Source organism: Paenibacillus sp. FSL R7-0204 (assembly GCF_038002225.1).
Taxonomy (GTDB): domain Bacteria; phylum Bacillota; class Bacilli; order Paenibacillales; family Paenibacillaceae; genus Paenibacillus_AQ.
In genome coordinates this window covers 5,260,381-5,279,824 of sequence record NZ_JBBOCA010000001.1, presented here as the reverse complement: position 1 = coordinate 5,279,824, position 19,444 = coordinate 5,260,381, and the positions used below count along the sequence as shown (strand labels likewise).

16 protein-coding genes are annotated in these 19,444 nt (G+C 56.3%); 11 read left to right on the top strand and 5 right to left on the bottom strand.

The genetic code is table 11. The annotated features are described in order from the left end of the window. Window positions 1–59 precede the first annotated feature (59 nt). Window positions 60–1,217: a glycosyltransferase family 4 protein gene (locus tag MKX42_RS23240; RefSeq protein ID WP_340754957.1), complete on the bottom strand. Its 1,158-nt coding sequence runs from the start codon at window positions 1,215–1,217 to the stop codon at window positions 60–62. A gap of 202 nt (window positions 1,218–1,419) precedes the next feature. On the opposite strand from MKX42_RS23240, the gene MKX42_RS23235 reads away from it, so the two are divergent. Beyond that, complete coding sequence (locus MKX42_RS23235) at window positions 1,420–1,608, top strand: hypothetical protein (RefSeq protein WP_340754955.1); 189 nt, start codon at window positions 1,420–1,422, stop codon at window positions 1,606–1,608. A gap of 825 nt (window positions 1,609–2,433) precedes the next feature. Here the strand turns inward: MKX42_RS23235 and MKX42_RS23230 are convergent. Beyond that, window positions 2,434–3,414, bottom strand: a complete 981-nt coding sequence (locus tag MKX42_RS23230) for a zinc dependent phospholipase C family protein (protein ID WP_340754953.1) — start codon at window positions 3,412–3,414, stop codon at window positions 2,434–2,436. A gap of 224 nt (window positions 3,415–3,638) precedes the next feature. Between MKX42_RS23230 and MKX42_RS23225 the strand changes: the two genes are divergently transcribed. The 3 genes from MKX42_RS23225 (at window position 3,639) to MKX42_RS23215 (ending at window position 6,354) form a co-directional block, all read left to right on the top strand. Then, window positions 3,639–4,655: an AraC family transcriptional regulator gene (locus MKX42_RS23225; RefSeq protein WP_340754952.1), complete on the top strand. Its 1,017-nt coding sequence runs from the start codon at window positions 3,639–3,641 to the stop codon at window positions 4,653–4,655. A gap of 123 nt (window positions 4,656–4,778) precedes the next feature. Continuing rightward, window positions 4,779–5,573 (top strand): SDR family NAD(P)-dependent oxidoreductase, encoded by a 795-nt coding sequence (locus MKX42_RS23220; RefSeq protein ID WP_340754950.1) that lies wholly within the window; start codon window positions 4,779–4,781, stop codon window positions 5,571–5,573. A 13-nt stretch (window positions 5,574–5,586) separates the two neighbouring features. Then, window positions 5,587–6,354: a class I SAM-dependent methyltransferase gene (locus MKX42_RS23215; protein WP_340754948.1), complete on the top strand. Its 768-nt coding sequence runs from the start codon at window positions 5,587–5,589 to the stop codon at window positions 6,352–6,354. Window positions 6,355–6,434: 80 nt separating this feature from the next. On the opposite strand, the gene MKX42_RS23210 is transcribed toward MKX42_RS23215, so the two are convergent. Genes MKX42_RS23210 through MKX42_RS23200 form a run of 3 tightly spaced genes read right to left on the bottom strand, consistent with a single transcriptional unit; the run spans window position 6,435 to window position 9,486 of the window. Next, entirely contained in the window at window positions 6,435–6,914 is a 480-nt protein-coding gene (locus MKX42_RS23210) for a GNAT family N-acetyltransferase (RefSeq protein ID WP_340754947.1), read from the bottom strand. Next, window positions 6,914–8,725: a family 20 glycosylhydrolase gene (locus MKX42_RS23205; protein ID WP_340754944.1), complete on the bottom strand. Its 1,812-nt coding sequence runs from the start codon at window positions 8,723–8,725 to the stop codon at window positions 6,914–6,916. Before MKX42_RS23205 ends, MKX42_RS23210 begins: the two co-directional genes overlap by 1 nt. Continuing rightward, entirely contained in the window at window positions 8,722–9,486 is a 765-nt protein-coding gene (locus MKX42_RS23200; protein WP_340754942.1) for an SIS domain-containing protein, read from the bottom strand. Before MKX42_RS23200 ends, MKX42_RS23205 begins: the two co-directional genes overlap by 4 nt. 745 nt (window positions 9,487–10,231) lie before the next feature. Here MKX42_RS23200 and MKX42_RS23195 point away from each other — a divergent pair. The 7 genes from MKX42_RS23195 (at window position 10,232) to MKX42_RS23165 (ending at window position 18,894) form a co-directional block, all read left to right on the top strand. Further along, window positions 10,232–11,086, top strand: a complete 855-nt coding sequence (locus MKX42_RS23195) for a carbohydrate ABC transporter permease (RefSeq protein ID WP_445669385.1) — start codon at window positions 10,232–10,234, stop codon at window positions 11,084–11,086. 25 nt (window positions 11,087–11,111) lie between these two features. After that, window positions 11,112–11,942 carry a carbohydrate ABC transporter permease gene (locus MKX42_RS23190; protein ID WP_340757775.1) on the top strand — a complete coding sequence of 277 codons (831 nt, stop codon included), beginning with the start codon at window positions 11,112–11,114 and terminating at the stop codon, window positions 11,940–11,942. 63 nt (window positions 11,943–12,005) lie between these two features. Continuing rightward, the gene (locus MKX42_RS23185) at window positions 12,006–13,364 is read left to right on the top strand and encodes an ABC transporter substrate-binding protein (RefSeq protein ID WP_340754939.1); all 1,359 of its coding nucleotides are present in this window, start codon (window positions 12,006–12,008) and stop codon (window positions 13,362–13,364) included. A 124-nt stretch (window positions 13,365–13,488) separates the two neighbouring features. After that, window positions 13,489–15,288, top strand: coding sequence for a cache domain-containing sensor histidine kinase (locus tag MKX42_RS23180; protein ID WP_340754937.1), 1,800 nt, complete (start codon window positions 13,489–13,491; stop codon window positions 15,286–15,288). 20 nt (window positions 15,289–15,308) lie between these two features. Beyond that, window positions 15,309–16,952 carry a response regulator transcription factor gene (locus MKX42_RS23175; RefSeq protein WP_340754935.1) on the top strand — a complete coding sequence of 548 codons (1,644 nt, stop codon included), beginning with the start codon at window positions 15,309–15,311 and terminating at the stop codon, window positions 16,950–16,952. Beyond that, window positions 16,946–17,725, top strand: a complete 780-nt coding sequence (locus MKX42_RS23170) for a glucosamine-6-phosphate deaminase (RefSeq protein WP_340754933.1) — start codon at window positions 16,946–16,948, stop codon at window positions 17,723–17,725. The genes MKX42_RS23175 and MKX42_RS23170 overlap by 7 nt, the downstream gene beginning before the upstream one ends. Beyond that, the gene (locus MKX42_RS23165) at window positions 17,722–18,894 is read left to right on the top strand and encodes an N-acetylglucosamine-6-phosphate deacetylase (protein ID WP_340754931.1); all 1,173 of its coding nucleotides are present in this window, start codon (window positions 17,722–17,724) and stop codon (window positions 18,892–18,894) included. The genes MKX42_RS23170 and MKX42_RS23165 overlap by 4 nt, the downstream gene beginning before the upstream one ends. Window positions 18,895–19,444: the final 550 nt, after the last annotated feature.

The following is a 19,444-nucleotide window of genomic DNA, read 5'->3' as shown; positions in this document are numbered from 1 at the left end:
AAAAAAGCATTCCCGTGATCCCAGGAACGCTTAGTCTTCATAGGCGGGCAGACAGCGGATCAGGCGGTGTAAATCCCTGCTTCATTCTTGATCCTGCGGCGCTCGATGACTTCTTCATAATCCTTAATCAGTCTGTCAAAAATCTGCTCCCAGGAGCGCTCTAGAGCTTGGCGCCGCCCTTCGCGGCCCATTGCGCTCCGCAGCAGGTGCCCGGCAGCGGCTGTGCAGATCTGCTCTGCCATTGCTGCAGGCCTTCGCGGCTCGAACAGCATGCCGGTGACACCGGGTGCGACCAGCTCCCGGGTTCCGCCAGCATCTGCGGCGATAACAGGAAGCCCTGATGCCATAGCTTCAAGCACGACATTGCCGAAGGTCTCCGTGCAGGAGGGAAAGACGAACAGATCGGCGGAGGCATATAGCTCTGCCAGCTCTTCGCCGTGTCTGGCACCGGTGAAGGTGACATTGTCCGGTGCCTGCGACTTCAGCTCAGGCAGCAGCGGGCCATCGCCGACAATCACCAGCTGAACCGCTACACGCACGGACTCCGGCAGGAGCGGCATGGCCTGAAGGAGGGTGGTGAGATCCTTTTCCGGGGCAATCCGTCCGACATAGAGCATTATCAGCGCTGCGCCCTTGCCATAACGCTCCCGCACTTCTTCGCTTCGTCTCTCTGGCGAGTAGAGGGTGCAGTCCACGCCCCTGGACCACAGGCGCAGCCGGGTGAAGCCCTCCATGCGCAAGCTGATTAGGGTTTCGCGGGAAGGAGCCAGGACGGCATCGCAGGACCGGTGATACCACTTCATGTATTTCCAGTAGAGCGGGAGGATTCTTCTCATTTTGTAGTATTCGAGGTAAAGGTCGAAGTGGGTGTGATAGGAGGCTACATGGGGGAGCTGCTGCTTGCGGGCATACCGGAGGCCGGTTAAGCCGATATTGAACGGGGTGGCGAGATGGAGCAGGTCGGGGCCGAAGGCAGTTAATTCACTCTGCATGGAGGACATGCCGGGCAGGGCCAGCCTGCACTCGGGATACAGGGAAAAGGGGATGCTGGCCACGGGTCTGACGGGATCGGGGTAGCTGCTCTCCGGGGCGGATTTTGGAGTGAACAGCAGATGATCGATTCCCCGGCGTTGCAGATGGCCGGTCAGCCGGCCGAGTGTACGGGCAACGCCATTAGTCTGCGGAAGAAAAGTGTCCGTGAATAGAGCCAGACGCATCGGTATCCCTCCCAGTAATCTTGTTGCCTTGATCTTAACAACCAACTATTACTTGGAGATCAACCGCAGGTTAAACATCTCACATGAAGAGGGGATTTTACAGGGAAGACCAGGGAGGACCGTAGAGGACTAGGGCAATAAGGTTAAAGGAAGCGTGGAGCGGGTATACAGGAGGTATCAGGAATGAAGGAGGTATAAGGAGATGAGCAAAGATCTGCCGCCAGAGGTTCCGCCGAAGGTTGTCCCTGATGTGAAGCCGGATATCCTCCCGGAGCCGGTTGTGATCCCGCCGGAGATTGTGCCGGAGAAGCATCCCGAAATCGCACCGCCGGAGCAGCCGGATATGGTGCCGCCGGCCCCGCCCGAGATTCTTCCGAATGATCCGCTGTAAGCTGGAATGCTGTCTGACAGAAGGATAATGTATAGATTGTGCTGAGCGCCCGGGGAACCGGGTGTTTTTATGATTATATAGGAAACTATAGTTTCCTGCTGCTGTGAAAAAGAATAACTTTGATGCTGAATGAGACTGAAGGCTGAATGTATGTGAAAAACAATATACATTGTGCTCGCTAGCAGGCACACGGTCGAATGTATGTGGAAAACAGCATACATTGTGTTCACGCGAAGGTAATCTTATTCGTCCGTAGGATGATTTTGTTCTGTGCTCTGTTCTGCGCAAAGTACCTGAGTAGGTATCGGAGCTAGAGCCAGCGGGATGGATGGATTTGTGGTTATTTTCGGCTGATGCGGGGGAAGGAGGGGGCGTTCGGACAAGCAAGGAGTTACTGTAAAGGGAAATAGGTGGATTTTGTACACTTGTTGAAGAACGAAGGGCCTCTGCTGGTACAACAGTTGGAGAAATAACACTTAATTCGCACATATCCTCCAAAGTAGTGAAAAGTAGCTGGAATAAATGTACAAAATCCACTTGTTACCTGATATTCTTGAGAAACCGGCGAAATAAGATGCGTTTTTCCAATGGTTTGCGGCAGGCACCCGTCTGCTCAGCTGGAATAGAGTGCAACGGTAATACGGATGTCCACTAGACTTTGGTAGGATACCGTTTACCGATTCACGTTCCAGGTTGGCGGCTCCCCGTCCCCGTTTACCGTCCCCGTACCGTACGCGTACTCAATACCCGATACTCCTTCCGGCAACTTTCCCTGGTTCCCCGTTCCCATTCCACCGTACCCGCGCTCCATTCCCCGCTCCCCACTCAACTCCCCGGCAGACTTGTCCAGATCGGCTCCGCGTATTGGTTCTGCAGATTCATGCTGCAATCCTTGCCGGTATCGTAGGAGCGGTTGCCCAGCACCTGGGCGAATTGCTCCAGCTTACGCCTTGCCGCAGCGGGCTCCTTGCTCTCCAGCCAATCGGCAAGCGCTCCGAGCACCGTACGTCCTTCAACAAGGGCCGCTTCCCACAGCTCCCACACCGATTCTGTACGGACCTCGGAATAAAGTGCGGGATGCCGCCATTCAGAGTGCCGCTCATTTAGATAATCCAGCTGCTCCTCACGGGCGGTAAGCTTGCGGGAGAACAGCAGGCGGGTCCGGCCCCAGGTGATGGCCTTCTTCCAGCCCTTCGGGTCATACAGGCAGCGCTGGGCCAGCACCATATCGCGGTAAGAGGTCTGCCAGATCTCCTCAGGCAACCGGGCCATCGCTTCCGGGTAATGCTTAAGGGCCGTAGTGTGAAGGATTCGGTGAACCGGCTCAGGCAGCCGGGCACCTGTGTCAATTGTGGCCCAGGCAGCGTGCTCCCAGGTGTTCATCCCGTGCAGCCGCTTCATGAACAAAGTGTCCAGGTCAATCTCGAACCGCTGATGATCGCGGTATTGATAGCCCGCTTTCCAGTTAATATAGGGATGGAGATTGCGGTCGAGCAGATGATGGGTGAGGAAGCCGAGGAAGTAGAGCCGGGCCTGATCGCCCTCAGCTCCGCCGAGGTTCCGCGCTGACTCCCAGAAGTCAATAAGTACTGGCCCGCAGCTGCGAGAATGCATCAGATCGCCGAGATGAAGCGCCCCCGCATCCTTGCTCCAGGGGAGAAAGCTGTGATACAGCAGAATATCCGGACCCTGACAGCCAAGATGATAGAGAGGCTGCTGCTCCAGCAGGTGGAGACACGGGAAACGGCTGCTGAATTCTCTGGCCAGCTGCTGGCCGAATTCAATATGCATCCAGATATTGGGCATGATTGATCCTCCTACTAGTTATGATGGATACCGTGCAGTAATATTCTGAATCCATTGTAATGCCTATATGTTAAAACAAAATAAGAAATATGTGTGAAATTAGGCAGAGCTGTACATTGCCGTACATTAAGGTAGACATGATCACGGGCACAAGAGTATTCTTATATGGCCTTAAGACAACCATAACACTGTAATATGCAACTGGCAAAAGGAGGCCCATACCTATGAAGTCCCGTTCCTCTGAACGCGTTAAAATGCCTCCGGGATTCTGGACAGGAATAAGCCGCCTGGGGATTGCTGCCCGCGACGTAGCCCGCCAGGCGCAGCTCCCTGTAACGATAACAACAGAAGCCACGGTTACCACTGCCCAATATTTCGCAATCTGGCAGGCGTATTCCGAGCTCGCCGGGGATCTTGCTTCAGGCATCACCAGGCTTGCGGCCGCCTTTGACACCGCGCAGTATCCCCCCGCCGTATTAGCGACTTATCACGCCCGTGACTACCGCGATGCCTTGCACCGCATGGTCAGGTACAAACAGATGTGTCCGCCCGAAAGCCTGCGGATGACTGAGGAGAACGGGCAGTGTACCATAGAACTAGAGTGGGGGCCTACAGGGCTGCCCGGTCCGCCGGTGCTGGCGGGGATCACGCTGGCTTTTCTCTTGGAGCTTGGAAGAAAGGGGACAGGGCAGCCCTTGAAGGCGCATGCTGCCGAATTTGTCTACTCCATGGGCGATGAACAAGTGCTCGAAGCTTATTTCGGCTGCGCGATTCAAACAGGCGGGAAGTATAACCGCTTGACCCTGCTGCAAAGCCATCTGGACCTTCCCTTTGTTTCTTATAACAAAGAACTGCTGGAGATTCTTGCTCCCGCACTGGACCGCTCACTCGACGAACAGCTTGGCAGCTTCTCCGTATCCGGGAGGGTCAAGGTGATCATTGCACACTGTCTCGCAGGTGGATGCCCCGACCTCCAGACAGTTGCGAAGGAGCTTACGATGAGCGGGCGAACCTTGCAGCGCCGGCTGACTGACGAGAATACGACCTTCAAGCAGCTTCTGACACAAGTCAGACATGAGCAGGCACGGGAATACTTGGCAAATCCTTCGCTTGATCTTAAAGAGGTGGCGTATCTGACCGGGTATGAGGATCAGAACTCTTTCTTCCGTGCCTTCCGCCATTGGGAAGGGGTTACACCTTCACAGTGGCGTGCGGAACACCTGAATGCACGAATTTGCTGAGCTGTAACTTTTGGCGTGTCCGGCAAGAAGCTTGGCGTAAGGTGCTAGTTACTGAACGATCCCAACAAGATAATATAATCACTATCCGCAACACAACAAGGAATGAATAAGGAGAAGTGCATTATGGAGATGGGATTACACCATACAACAGCGCTAGTTACAGGATCAACGAAGGGTATAGGAAAAGCTATCGCGATAGAGCTTGCCAAGGAAGGCGTCAACGTGCTGGTCAATGGGCGGAATAGGGAAGAGGTAGAACAGATTGTCCGTGAATTGAAGTTGAATTACCCGGCCACCGCTCCTCAGAATGCCGCAGCCGATATTGCCGATCCTGAACAAAGACAAGCCTTATTCGCCCAATTCCCCAGCGTTGATATTCTGATCAACAGTATGGGCATTTATGAATTGATGCAGTATGAGGATGTGGACGATGATATCTGGGAGAAGTATTTCCGCACGAATGTGCTGGCTGCAAACGGATTAACGAAATTATATTTACCTGGAATGTTGAGCAGAAATTATGGCCGCGTGATCTTCATTGCCAGCGAAGAGGCTGTCATGCCCTCGGGACAAATGCCTCAATATGCGATGACCAAATCCATGCTGCTGTCCCTGTCCAAAAGTATCTCTAAAGTGACAGCAGGAACAGAGGTTACGGTGAATACCATCATGCCCGGACCAACACTCTCTGAAAAAGTGCATCACATCATTGAGGGAATGTATCCTGACGAAAATTTAACTTTTGCAGAAAAAGAGCAGAAATTCATGGCGGCCAATCTGCCGCAATCAGAATTACAGCGTTTCATCAAGCCGGTGGAAATCGGCAGGCTGGCTGCTTTCGTATGCAGTCCTTATGCGGCGGCCTTTAAAGGTTCTCCCATCCGTATGGATGGAGGGATGGTGCCGACTATATATTGATAGAGGTGTACATGTGGATCAGCGCTTAACCTTCAACGAGGATGCAGTGAATTATGATAAATGGAGGCCGGTCTACTGCGGGAAATTATTTCAGGACATCATCGCGTATTCTCGCATCGGACCGGGCAGGAGGGCTATTGAAATCGGCATTGGAACAGGTCAGGCGACCCGGCCTATTCTGGAGACAGGATGTGAGCTGGCGGCGGTCGAGCTGGGGAAGAACCTGGCGGAGTATTCACAATCCAAGTTCCGGGATTTTAGCCTATTCAAGGTGCACCATACTTCATTTGAGGACTTTACAGCCCGGGAAAACAGTGTCGATCTCATCTATTCAGGCACTGCCTTTCACTGGATTCCAGAGGAGACCGGACACCCGAAGGTCCTGCGCTTGTTGAAGGACGGCGGCGCACTGGCGTTATTCTGGAACCGGCCGTTTGCCGCACGAGCAGACGATGAATTACATCAGCAGCTCCAGCAGATATACCGCAAGTTCAGGCCCGGAAGTCCCCCGTTAATTGAGCACGACACGGCAAGGTACAATGCGGTCTCGCAGCGTCTGCATACCTACGGATTCAGAGAGGTTGAGCTGAAGCTGTATCATCTGAAGAGAGCCTTCTCCTCAGCGGATTATATCGGCTTGCTGAATACCTATTCGGATCACAGAGCGATGCCCGCAGCGGTGAGGTTGCTGTTAGAGGAAGAGATCAGAGCAGCGATCCTGAAGAGTGGGGATGTGCTGACGATTTATGATACGATAGACCTGCATTTGGCCAGAAAATAACTCAGCAAACAGCGGCAGTCAGGGATGGAGATGTCCCGGCTGCCGCTGTTTGCTGTGTGCTTACACAAAACAAATCATATTCATTCCATGCTGATCAGGTCACGGAATACTCCGGGAAAAGAGTCAGGGATCGCTATCGCACCGACGGTTTTCTCATAAAAGGCCAGTGCGCCCTCGACCCAGCCGATGATGGCATAGCCATAGCCGCACTGGTGCATCGCGGACAGGCATTCCAGCAGCAGCGCCTTCCCGATGCCCAGTCCCCGGTAATCGTCCAGCACCCCGGTCGGGCCGAAGAAGTTCTTCACCACGACATCATGGCAGGCGAAGCCGATCACCTTGCCCTCCTTCACCGCAATGTAGCAGTGAACGGGCAGATGGGCGAAGGCCGTCTCGCATTCATTCCGCCAGCTCTCCGTGAAATGGCGGCCGACAAAATCGACGATGGCCTGCTTATCTCCGGTCATCGCCCGTTTAATAACAATGCCTTGTCCCCGCAGACGCTCCAGCAGCACCCCGTTGTCCGGCAGATCGTATAGCTTCACAAGCATATCTGGCATCAGCTATCCCCCTCTTTCTGTTCTATGGTCTCAAGATCGGTCATCATGGCTTGCAGGTTGGCCTCGAATAGTTCAGGCCGGTAGAAGCGGGAGCGGATGAACAGCTCCGCCATCTGCGGCACAAGCAGCCCGGCGAGCACGCTTTGCATTCTTAGCTTGGCCCGCCGGAGATCGCCGTAGCCGCTCCGGTATTTGTCCCGGAGGAAGGTCATCACTTCCTCGCTGCCCGGTGACATCGCTCCCCGGAAGAGGAAGGTATGCAGCGGCGAGCGGCGCTGTGCCGGAAGCTCATACTGGATCATGGCATCGATCAGCTCTGCGGTCAAGCGGTTCTTCCTCACCTCCGGCAGGAGCTGCGGAATCAACGCGTAATAGTCGGTTACCGCATAATCGGCCCATTCTTCCCCGGTAAACCGGTCCGCAGGCAGGCCGTGGAACTGGTGCAGGAACCGTGTCAGGAAGGTTCCGGTCTCCGCTCCGGCATTCCAGCTCTGCTCCGCAGCGTAGAAAGCCGGATAACGCGAGGTCTCGAACAATCCGTAGGGGCTGCCTAACGAGAACGGGCAACCCCAGTTCGTATGAATAATGCCCTCCAGCTGCTCGGAACGGGCGAGCTGAATCCAGTCCTGCACATTCTTGATCCGGTTATGGATCACCGGATAATTCTGGTCGCCGTTATCGTCCCAGCAGCGGACAGACGAAGCGCCAAGGGTCTGGATGCCCGCATCCCGCAGCTTGTGGAGGATCTGCCGGGCATCCGCCTTCATCCGGTGTCCGCCGTAGATCCAGACGACCACGATCACACGCTTGTCAAGCGCTGCAATCTCCTCTGCCGTAGCCTGCATGATCATATCATGCCAGATCATCGGCTGTTTGCCGAGGCTGAGCGTCTTCTCCGCCAATTGATTGACGAAGCGGATGAACGAAGCCTCGGGAGTAAGCCCGGAGCGCTTGCAGTCCTGGCACGTGCCGAGCGTCCAGACCTCGTCACAGCCGAGATGAAGATAGCGGCTGTGCGGATGAAGGGCCGCCACCTCTTCCAGAATTCCTGCCATCATCTCGAAGGAGCCGGCGCGGTGCGGGCACAGCTCCGATACGGTCTCCGGCACCTCGCGCAGACCGATGTAGGCCGGATGCTTCAGGATATATTCCAGATGTCCGAAGGACTGCTGCTTCGGAATGACGGTAATGAAGTGGTCATGTGCCGCTCTGAGCAGCTGCCGGTGTTCTTCCTCCGTGAAGGCAAGCTCAGGATGGCGCAGGAAGGCCAGTTCCCGGAACGGCAGCTTATCCTCATATTCGATGATCAGCGTATTGATCTTATAATCGGCCAGCTCCGCGATATACTCCAGCAGATGTTCATAGGTCGGATAAACCGTGCGTAGATCCAGATAATCGCTGCGCAGCCGCAGATCAGCCCAGTCGGCAACCGTCAGCGCAGGCACGGTCCCTCCGCCGCTCTGGAGCAGTTGCTCCAGTGTCTTCAGTCCATAGAACAGGCCCGGGGCGCTAAGCGCATACAGCTCGATCCGGCCCTTATCGGTAATCAGCACGTAACCGTCATGCCTGCCCTCGATCCGGCGGGCCAGCAGCGGGTTGAGCGGGGTACCCTCTGTGACCAGGGAGAATACACCGCTGCCGTCATACGTAGTACGCACCGTCACCTCTGTGAATATCCTTTGCGCTGCCGTGAGCAGCCGGACATCCTCCCCGGGGAGGTGCAGTTGCACCGTCCAGCCGCGAAGCACGGTGACCGGCTCCGGTCCACGGCTCTGCACCACCTGAGGGGCTGGAATCAGCTGCAGGCTCATAGCCAGCGTACCCGGCCCTTGAAGCGCTCGATGAAGCGGTTATTCCACTCGTCCCCGCCCGGGGCGTTGCCGCTGCGCCAGACCGGCACCTCGATCCCTTTTGCCCCGAGGCAGGCGGCAGTAGTCATCATCAGGGAATTGAGCAGAAAAGCGTTAGCGAAGGTAGAAGTGGAGCCCATCTTCGGCTCAATACCGTCAATCTGCAGCGCAGCGTCACCGGGCTTGACCTTGCTGTCCAGGACATAATCGCAGAGCGCATACAGATTCTGTCCCGAAGGGTGGCGGGCAATATGATTCGCTGGCGTAGCCTCGGCATGGCCGACGGAGGTCACCGCAACCGTGATCACGCCCCGCCGGCGTGCTTCCAGAGCGGCATCGACACAGGCTGTGTTGATCCCGTAAGCATTGGCGATGATCAGAATGTCGCCTTGTCCGAGCCGGTTGTCTTCGATCACCAATGTGCCATAGCCGGGAGTGCGTTCAACCGCCATGGAGCGCAGGGCGCCATTCGAGATCATTGTTCCTTCATCTAAGATGGCGCTGATATGCATCAGTCCGCCGGCACGGAAGAAGACCTCGGTGGCATTCATATTGGAGTGTCCCCCCGGTCCGTAGAGGTAGACCAGCTTGTCCTGTGCGATATGATCCGCAAGCAGCTCTGCCACCTCCAGCAGCTTGTCCTGCGGCTCACTCCGTATCTCATTCAGCAGTTCAACAATAGTATCCATATAAGCGGACATAATATCTGACTTCACGTTCATCACTATCCCTCCTAAAAGTTTTGTAAGCATAAGCTCCCTGGGTCTCTTCGCCAAACTGGCTTCGGAAGCGTAAACCTAGATGTAAGCATAAGCTGGTGCTTGCCTAGAAGATAACAAAGCAGATTACCCGAGTAAATCAACTATTTTGCGCAAATCGGGACTGTTTTTGACTGATTTGGCCAACCGGATGTCATAGAGGTGCAACAGATGTAATTCTGTGAACAGGGTCTGATCCCGGAGGTTCAGTACAATGAAACTGCACCGGCCGGTCGAGTTTGCTCCTAACGGACCTAAGAGACCCTATTCCCTGGAAAACGCTACTTTTTGCGGGTTAACGGACTGAGTGGAGCTTATCCTCTCTCTATAAGATGTTTAAAGTAGAAATTCCAAGAATAAGGCCCATGGGGTCCGTTCCCTTTCCCAAGTGGAGACTATCCTCCGCAATAAGCGCGCCTCAGTCCGTGATGCCGTGCCAAACGCTCTAATGGACAACTATCCGCTATAAGCGGCCTCAGTCCGTGATGCCGGGCCAAATGCTCTAATGGACAGCTCCCGTCTTCGGCAGGTAAAAATTTTTCCGAACGGGTCAGGATCGTGGCTTATGCGCTATTGCCTTACCCTTCTATAATGAGAGATAAGATCACGCAAGAGGGGGACAGAGCCATTGAAGACATCAGTTGCCTTACCGCAGTCCCGTGAGAAACCAAGTGCCGGCAGCAGAAAAAGAAAACGGCTGGAAGCCGGGATGGGGTACCTGTTCACCGGTCCCATGCTGCTGGGTGTGCTCGTATTTACGCTAATTCCTATGATATTCTCCTTCGTGCTCAGCTTCACCAAATGGTCGTTCGTCACCGGGTTTGACAAGATACGTTTCAATGGCTTCGATAACTTCCGACAGCTGTTGCAGGATGAGGTATTCCTGAAGTCGCTGGGCAATAACTTCATAATGCTGCTGGCTGTACCAGCCGGAATGGGGATCGCGCTGATCCTGGCGGTGATTATCACCAGTCATGTGTACGCGCCGGGGGCTTTTAAAGTCATCTACTTCATGCCCCAGATTTCCAGTGTCGTCGCGGTAGCGGTCGTGTGGCAGGTGCTCTTCCATCCTTCGTACGGTCCGGTTAACGGCTTCCTGTCAGCGCTCGGCGTGGACAATCCGCCCAAATGGCTGGCCGATCCGTCGTATGCGCTTCCTTCAGTCATGCTGCTGATGATCTGGATCGACCTCGGGGTCTCGCTGATTATCTATATCGCCGGAATCAAGAATATTCCTGCCGATCTGTATGAAGCGGCGACGATCGACGGCGCCTCGAAGCTGGCCCAGTTCCGCTCGATCACCTTTCCGCTGCTGACGCCGACCACCTTTTTCCTGCTGGTGACCGGGATTATCGGCAATTTCAAATCCTTCGCGCTGGTCAAGGTGCTGACGGACGGCGGACCGGCCCATTCCACCTCTGTTGTCGTATATGACATGTACCAGACGGCTTTCGTCGATCTTCAGACCGGGTATGCTTCATCCATGGTTATGATTCTGTTCGTCATCGTGCTGGCCATTACCGGCTTGCAGTGGCTGGGGCAGCGCTATTGGGTCAATTACTAGAGAAGGGAGGCCTACACCTGTGAGAATGGGCAATCTTACCTTAGGAAAAGCCATCATCACCCTGATCATGGCGCTGCTGGGTATCGTGTTTCTGCTCCCTTTTATATGGATGCTGTCCGCTTCGCTTAAGCCGGAGGCCGATGTCTTCAAGTATCCGATTGAATGGATTCCGCAGACCCTGCGGGCGTCCTTCAACTATCATTCTGTCTGGTTCGGCAAAGCCAACTTCACGCTCTATTACTGGAATTCAATCAAGGTCACGGCGCTCACCACACTCCTGTCTGTGGGGGTGTCCAGCATGGCGGCCTACGGCTTCACCAAAATCCGCTTTCCCGGCAGAAATGCACTCTTCGTCCTCGTGCTGGCAACCTATATGATTCCTGCGGAAGCCACACTGGTGCCGCTGTTCATCATCTTCCGTTCAACGGGCCTGTACGATACGCATCTGGGCCTGATCCTGCTGGGCGGGTTCAGCGTGCTGGGCACCTTTTTGCTCCGCCAGTTCTTCGCTTCGCTCTCGAACGAATATATCGAATCGGCACAGATTGACGGTGCGGGGCATCTGCGCATCTTCACCTTCATCCTGTTCCCGCTGGTCCGTCCCGCGATTGCCACGTATGCGATTCTGCGGTTTATCTGGACCTGGAATGATTTTCAGACGCCGCTGGTCTTCCTGAACAGTAAGACGCTCTACACGCTACAGCTTGGCATGAATGCCTTCGCAGACCGGAATGGCGCTTTCTATTCGCTGATTATGGCGGCTTCGGTCTCGGCTATTGTCCCGCTGCTGATTGTGTTCATCCTCGGGCAGAAGCAGGTGATCGAAGGCATCTCCTTAGGGGGGGTGAAGGGGTGAAGGCCGGCAAGTTCCCGGAAGTTGCATAACCGGATGTAAACCACATTAGAAGGGGTGTTATTGATGAAAAAGAATGTGTTCGCGCTGGTATGGATCGTCGTGCTTCTGGTAGCCTTGGCAGGCTGTGGCAATTCGGGCAACAATAGTGCATCTCCCACTTCTGGCAGCACGGCTGTACCGGAGGCGGGGGAGAGTGCCGCACCTTCCGCTGAGCCGGTAACAATCAAGGTTGCTAACTGGTCCCCTGCGGCGGATATGGAGCCTGTGCTGAAGGCCTATGAGGATTCTCATCCGGGCGTCACCCTGGAATATGTCGAGCTTGCCGACAACGGGGACTCTGTGGCTGGCATGAAAAAGCTGGATCTGCTCGTGGCCTCCGGCGAGAACCTGGATGTAGTATTCATGCCCGGAGCCACCGACTATTCACAGCGTGCCGGACTTGGCCTGCTGGCTCCGCTCAATGACCTGATCAGCAAGGAAGGGATCACGCTGGCTGACGAATACACAATTGATCCATCCGTGGACGGTAAGGTCTATGCACTCCCGGATACGCTTGAGAATTATTTTGTCCTCTTGAACAAGGACAAGCTGGATGCGGCAGGGTTAGCGGTTCCCACCGAATGGAGCTGGGACGACTACCTTGATTACGCAGCCAAGCTGACCAGCGGCACTGGCCCCTCCAAGACCTTCGGCACCTATTTCCATACCTGGGCCATGTACTGGGAGCTGGGAATCATCAACCAGGAGAAGGACAACAATCTGGTCAATAACGGCGCCTTAAATATCGACAGCGCGGGCATCCGTAAATCTCTGGAGCTGCGCAATAAGGCTGAGGAATCCGGAGTAGCCGTGCCGTATGCCGATACCATCTCCCAGAAGCTCGCCTACCGCTCGGAGTTCTTCACCGGACATGCCGCGATGATCGTGACCGGCAACTGGATGATCGGTGAATCAGGCGGGTCGGAGGAGTTCCCGGCTACGTTCACCACCGCGTTCGCGCCGATGCCTTCGAACAGTGCAGGAGAACCTAGCGGGGTCAGTATTGCTAACGGCAACTACGTAGGGATTCTGGAAAAGTCGAAGCATCCGCAGGAAGCGTATGATTTCATCCGCTGGTACTCCACAGAAGGCGAGCAGATGCAGAATGTATACTCCGCCTGGAAGAAGCAGGATGTGGACCAGTTCATTGCAGGCGTCAAAACCAAGGCCATGAGCCCGGACAAGATTGACGGAACCTCACTTGCCTATGTGATCAAGAATGCGAAGCCTGCTCCCTTAAGTGTGCCGCCGACTTACCAGGGCGAGCTGGAGACGGCGTTTACCAAAGAAACCGAGCTGTTCATTCTGAAACAGCAGGATCTGGAGACTACGATCAGCAAAGCACAGTCGGAGCTGCAGAAGATTGTAGATGCCAACAAGTAAAAATTGGAAGGGCTGAACGGCCGGATTTCACCTGAAATCCTGTGGTGAAATCAGCTGCTGGAGGCGGAAAGCTGATATGATAGAAGCATAGACACGATAGACTGATTGTGAAGGGGGATTGCCATTGCTGCCAAGAGGATGGAGACTCGGTTTTCGCAATAAGCTGCTCGTCGCTTCCCTGCTCTGTCTGCTGCTTCCCGCCTCTATTACCCTGTATATTTCCAATTCCTACACAGAGCATATCCTCCGCTCCCAGGTGATTCAGAATGAACGCCGTTCGCTGGAGCAGGAGAGCCTGTACATCTCGAACCTCTTCAGCAATATGGTGCTGGTGGCGAATTATATCCAGTTCGATCCCGGCATCACACTCATTCTCAAAGAAAACTGGCAGCGCAGCAAGCTGCATCAGCCGGATACCGCGAGGCATATCCTGGACTTCAAAGAGGTGACCGACAAGCTGGTCAGCGTGACCTCCATGATGGAAAAAACGTTCGTTACCGTCCTTACCTCGGACGGGCAATATTACTCCAACTATTCCTACGCCAAGCTCGATGTCGGGGCACTGCTCCAGCAGCCCTGGATGGATACCGCCCGCAAGCAGCCTGCCTTCGAGCTGTACTGGGCAGGCGTAATTGATAATTATATTCCGACCGCAGCGGCAGGCAGCCCGCAGGTGCTTACGATTGCCCGCAATCTCAAGCTATCCTCCAGTTCAACCTACGCTACGGTGATGATCAGTATCGACGAGAGCCGGATCAGCCAGATCTTGAGTGATAGCGGAAAGGGACAGCAGACCCTCTTGATTGCACCGGATGGAACGGTAACTGCCGCCCGGGACAAGTCCCTGCTGGGCCAGCCGTTCTCACTGGTGGATGCCGAGAAGCCTGCCGCCGATTCCAGCTTCATCGATTACCGGGGGGAGCAGTATCTGCTCAGCAGTCTGGAGATCCCTTACGGCAATTACCGGATTGTCAGCCTGTCGCCCTACCGCGAGGCGGTCAGCCGGATCAGTGCGACCCACCGCTGGAGTACGGCGGTGCAGGTGGTGTCGGGTGCTTTTTTCCTGCTGATTCTGGTGCTGCTGGTCAGGCAGTTCACGAAGCCGGTCATCCGGCTCGATCAGGTGGCGGCGCGGGTGGACCGGGGGGAGCTGGGCCTCCGTTCAGGGGTTCGCGGCTATGATGAGATCGGGCGGCTGGGCAAATCCTTCGACCACATGCTGGACCGGGTAGAGCGGATGGTTATCCAGATCAAGGAAGAGCAGGCACAGAAGCGCAAGGCGGAGCTGGCGATGCTGCAATCTCAGATCAATCCCCACTTCCTGTTCAATATTCTGAACTCGATCCGTCTGCGCATTATGATGCGGGGAGATGAGGAGAATGCGGAGCTGCTGCTCTCCCTCTCCCGGCTGCTGCGTATGACGATTCAACAGCGGGATGAATATACTACGCTGCATGATGAGCTGCATATTGTCAGGAGCTATGTGGAGCTGCTTAATTTCCGCCAGTCCGAGGAGGTGGCGCTGGATACAGATTGTACCTCTGAGAGCCTTAGCGTCCGTATCCCCCGCTTCCTGCTGCAGCCGGTCATTGAGAATGCCTATATTCATGGGCTGCGCCAAGGGGGTGGGCGTATTCTGATCCGAACTTGGACACAGGATCACGAGCTGTTCATTGAGATAGAAGATAACGGTCAGGGGATGGATGAGGTCACTCTGAACCGCCTGCGCGCCGGGCTAAGCTCCAAGCCGCCGGGCAAGGAAGCGATGCCGCCTGGCAGGCTGGCCCATATCGGAATGTCCAATGTCTATGAGCGACTCTATCTGACTTACGGTTCAGCCTTCCAGATTACGATGGACAGCAGGCCCGGCGAGGGGACAACCTCCCGGTTCGTGCTGCCCGGGCAGATTCCGGATCAAGCTTAAGGAAAGGGAGCGTGGTAGTGATGTATAGCGTAATGCTGGTGGATGATGATCAGCCGGTACTGGATTTTCTGTCGGCAATGATTCCCTGGGACGAGCTTGGATTCACGCTGCATTCGGCCTGCAAGAACGGTCTGGTCGCGCTGGAGAAGGCTGGGGCGGACATGCCGGATATTGTGATTACAGACATTGGCATGCCGTATATGGATGGTCTGGAGCTGATCCGCGAGCTGAAGCTGCGAAGCGGGGAGGTGCGCGTGGTGGTGCTGTCCTGCATGGATGATTTCACCTACGCGCAGCAGGCGGTCAAGCTGATGGTGAGCGACTATATTCTGAAGGAGACGATGAGCAGAGAGCTGATCACCACCCTGCTCCGGGAGCTGGGCGGGGAACTGCACCGCAGGGACGAGGAGAAGGCTCAGACGATGAAGTGGAAAAGTATGGCCGAGCATCAAAAGGGGCTGCTGAAGCAACGGGTGCTTACGCGGATCACGGCCCGGGAGCTGCCGGACAACGAGTGGCAGAGTGACGCTGCCGAGCTGGGCATTCAGCCTGAGCTCACAGCCCATGTCGCTGTGCTCTGCCGGATCAGCGGAGACAGCGGGGAGGCTCCAGGGGAGGAGCTTGTGCGGATGTCCTTGGTGGCATCAGCGGCTGAGGCTGTGGACCAGGATAACAATGTTGTTCTATGTCTGCCCTACAGCGGCCGTGATTGTGTACTGGTGTTCACCGGCGGTATGGGGAACGGAGCAGAGGCCGGACATATCTCTATGCTGGGCAGGCTGCGCTCAGTCATTCAAGCCGTGCCTGGAGTGAGGGCGTCCTTTCAATACCTGTGTATCCCTCGGGGCAGCGGGCATTTCCGCGAGGGGGTGATAGAACTGATAACCCAAGGCCGGGAGTATGCCTTCTACTTGAATCCGGGCGAGCTGGCCGGGCTGAAGGAGCTTCCGCCGTTCACAGAGGAGGACCTGTTCACCCGATACGCCGAAGCTGCGCACGAGATCCGCGAAGCCTTCCTGGAGGAATCAGCGGACAGGCTTGCGGAGCTGTTGGCCAAATGGATGGACCACATCCGCCATAAGCGTTATGCCCCGCGCCAGGTGAAGGAATGGATGCTCAAGCTGCTCTATGACAATCAGATGCGGCTGATGGCCCGGCAGCAGTTTCAGTCCACTTTTTCGCTGGAGCTGCTGCATGATACCCTGGCGGACATTGACGATATCGGAACGCTGGAGAGATGGTCCCTGGCTTTCTTCTACGAACGGCTTCCTTATATCCGCGAGATGTACCAGGAGACCCGCCGGGAAGAGATTAAGAAGGTGAAGCAATATGTAGACCGCCATCTGAACCGGAAGATCACCCTGGAGGAGGTGGCGGAATATACGCATTTGAATTCGAGCTATTTCAGCCGTCTGTTCAAGAAGGAGACCGGAATGAGCTTCATCCACTACGTCACCCATATCAAAATGGAGCAGGCCAAGGAATGGCTGGACCAGTCTCCGCAAAGCGTGGAGCAGATTGCCGAGCGGCTCGGGTATGAGAACAAGAGCTATTTCACGAAGCTGTTCAAGCTGCATACAGGAGCTACGCCCGGAGAATTCCGGGGAGAGGAAGGCAACCGTTCCGCACAACCCCCTGAAGCAAGGAGGCACTACCCATGCTGACTATCAAACCGATTCATACCGAGCTGTCGGGTGCTATGCTTGTCCGAGTATACCAAAACCGTGCACAGCTAGGAGCTGCTGCCGGACTTGAGGCGGCGGGGGCCATCCGGGCGCTGCTGGCCTCCAAAGCGCAGGTGCGGATCATCTTCGCCGCCGCCCCCTCGCAGAATGAATTCCTTGCCGAGCTTGCCGCTGCGAAGGATCTGGACTGGAGCCGGATTACCGCGTTCCATATGGATGAATATACCGGCCTTGCGGCGGACTCGCCGCAGAGCTTTGGTGCCTTTCTCCGCAAGGCACTGTTCAACAAGGTACGGCCGGGTACGGTTCATTATCTGAATCCTGCCGCAGGTGCGGAAGCGGAATGCAGGCGTTATGGACGGCTGCTGGCAGAAGCGCCTATCGATATAGTGTGTCTTGGCATTGGGGAGAACGGCCACTTGGCGTTCAATGATCCGCCGGTGGCCGATTTCGCTGATCCGCTTCCTGTGAAGCTGGTGGACCTGGATGATATCTGCCGGAGGCAGCAGGTGAATGACGGGTGTTTTGACAGCCTGGAAGAAGTGCCGCAGCAGGCCTTGACGCTGACGATTCCGGTGCTGCTGTCCGCGCAATGGCTGTTCTGCATGGTGCCGGGCGTTTCCAAGCGCGGTGCGGTGACCCGTACGCTGCATGAATCCGTCTCTACGGCATGTCCGTCCACCATCTTGCGGGGGCATGGAGACTGCCGGATGTTCGTAGACACGGACTCGTTCGGGGAGGTCTTTTCATGAAGCTGGAGGCGCTGCATTACCGGACGGGTGAGCCGGTCCGGCTTACTGTGGAGGAGGGCTTGATTGCTGCCATCGAACCGCTGGAGATGCAGCTGACGCTGGAGGAGCGGACCGAGCTGCCGCTGGTTGCTCCGGGGCTGGTGGATCTGCAGATCAACGGTTATGGCGGACATGATTTCAATCATCCGGCGCTGACGGCAGAGGATGTCAAGAAGGCGGTCCGTGCGGTATGGCGGGAGGGGGTGACCGCCTGTTACCCTACGGTGATTACCGGCGCGCCGTATACCATCCTCGGAGCGATGCGGGCGATTGCCCGGGCCTGTGACGAGGATGAGGCCAGCGCGGCGACAATCAAGGGCATCCATCTGGAAGGCCCATTCCTCTCGCCGGAGGACGGTCCGCGCGGGGCACATGCCCTGGAGCATATCCGGCCCCCGGACGCGGCTCTGCTCGATCAGTGGCAGGCGGCCTCCGGCGGGCGCCTAGCCATCGTGACGCTGTCCCCCGAGTGGGAGGGGAGTGCGGAGTTCATCCGCCACTGCGTACGGCAGGGGATCACCGTCTCCATCGGGCATACGTCAGCGGATGCCGCGCAGATTGCCGGGGCGGTTGCCGCCGGAGCGCGGCTATCCACGCATCTGGGCAATGGCGCGCATGCTATGCTGCCGCGCCATCCGAACTACCTGTGGACCCAGCTCGCGGAGGACGAGCTGTGGTGCACATTGATCGCCGACGGCTTCCACCTCCCGGAGGAGGTGCTGAAGGTGGCGATGAAGGTCAAGGGCCAGCGGGCACTGCTGGTCAGCGATGCCGTTGCCCTGGCCGGGCTTCCGCCCGGCAGCTACGACACGCCGGTCGGCGGCCGTGTTGTGCTGACCCCGGCGGGCCGGCTGCATCTCGCCGGCGAGCCCGGGCTGCTGGCGGGCTCGGCGCAGATGCTGCTGCGCCACATCGCGCGCCTCAGCGCCGCGGGCCTGGCCGCGCTGCCGGACGCCTGGGACATGGCGTCCGTGCGCCCGGCAGGCTTCATGGCCCTGCCTGCGGCGGCGGGCCTGGCGGCCGGGGCACCGGCCGATCTGGCGCTGATCCGCCCCACCGGGCCGGGCGGCGGCGGGCTTGCGCTGGCGGCGCTGTGCCAGGCCGGTGGCTGGGTGTACCGCCGGGACTGAGCGGAGGGACGGTTAAGGTGTGGTCAGGCCTCCGGTTACGGGGGCTTATTTTGATATGTAAGTGAATCGCTCAAATTGAGCGATTACAGAGGGCGAGAACGGTATGGGCTGGGTATGGTGGGCATGGGTATGGCTGTTGCGCCAGCGTCTGCACCACGCCAGTAACATTAATAGTAAATATATTCGATTTTCCGTATACATCGGCCCCGTTCGCCTTCGTGCAGCACATTGTGTATGGTTTTTCGCATACACCCGCACTATGTCCGCACTAGCGTCAACGTTTGCGCCAGGGCCTGGAACAGTAGCTGCATCAGCATCAATATATGTATCTGCGTTAGCCTCAGCACCAGCCTCACCATCAACTTCAGTTCCTGCCTCAGCACCAACCTCACCATCAACCTCAGTTCCTGCCTCAGGGAATAGTTGGATTTTAGGCACTTGTTCAGAGGTGGAAGGGGGCACAGTGAGTCGTAGTTGGAAAAAAGGCACTTAATATGCTGGCATCAGAGCCATAGAGGGAGTTTGCACGAAAATAAATGTCATAAATCCA

What these genes read in the sequence shown, in the direction of transcription:
- MKX42_RS23185 (WP_340754939.1), top strand. Translation starts at nt 12,006, where the DNA reads ATGAAAAAGAATGTGTTCGCGCTGGTATGGATCGTCGTGCTTCTGGTA.
- MKX42_RS23225 (WP_340754952.1), top strand. Translation starts at nt 3,639, where the DNA reads ATGAAGTCCCGTTCCTCTGAACGCGTTAAAATGCCTCCGGGATTCTGG.
- MKX42_RS23210 (WP_340754947.1), bottom strand. Translation starts at nt 6,914, where the DNA reads ATGCCAGATATGCTTGTGAAGCTATACGATCTGCCGGACAACGGGGTG.
- MKX42_RS23165 (WP_340754931.1), top strand. Translation starts at nt 17,722, where the DNA reads ATGAAGCTGGAGGCGCTGCATTACCGGACGGGTGAGCCGGTCCGGCTT.
- MKX42_RS23240 (WP_340754957.1), bottom strand. Translation starts at nt 1,217, where the DNA reads ATGCGTCTGGCTCTATTCACGGACACTTTTCTTCCGCAGACTAATGGC.
- MKX42_RS23170 (WP_340754933.1), top strand. Translation starts at nt 16,946, where the DNA reads ATGCTGACTATCAAACCGATTCATACCGAGCTGTCGGGTGCTATGCTT.
- MKX42_RS23230 (WP_340754953.1), bottom strand. Translation starts at nt 3,414, where the DNA reads ATGCCCAATATCTGGATGCATATTGAATTCGGCCAGCAGCTGGCCAGA.
- MKX42_RS23200 (WP_340754942.1), bottom strand. Translation starts at nt 9,486, where the DNA reads ATGAACGTGAAGTCAGATATTATGTCCGCTTATATGGATACTATTGTT.
- MKX42_RS23235 (WP_340754955.1), top strand. Translation starts at nt 1,420, where the DNA reads ATGAGCAAAGATCTGCCGCCAGAGGTTCCGCCGAAGGTTGTCCCTGAT.
- MKX42_RS23190 (WP_340757775.1), top strand. Translation starts at nt 11,112, where the DNA reads ATGGGCAATCTTACCTTAGGAAAAGCCATCATCACCCTGATCATGGCG.
- MKX42_RS23205 (WP_340754944.1), bottom strand. Translation starts at nt 8,725, where the DNA reads ATGAGCCTGCAGCTGATTCCAGCCCCTCAGGTGGTGCAGAGCCGTGGA.
- MKX42_RS23220 (WP_340754950.1), top strand. Translation starts at nt 4,779, where the DNA reads ATGGAGATGGGATTACACCATACAACAGCGCTAGTTACAGGATCAACG.
- MKX42_RS23195 (WP_445669385.1), top strand. Translation starts at nt 10,232, where the DNA reads ATGGGGTACCTGTTCACCGGTCCCATGCTGCTGGGTGTGCTCGTATTT.
- MKX42_RS23175 (WP_340754935.1), top strand. Translation starts at nt 15,309, where the DNA reads ATGTATAGCGTAATGCTGGTGGATGATGATCAGCCGGTACTGGATTTT.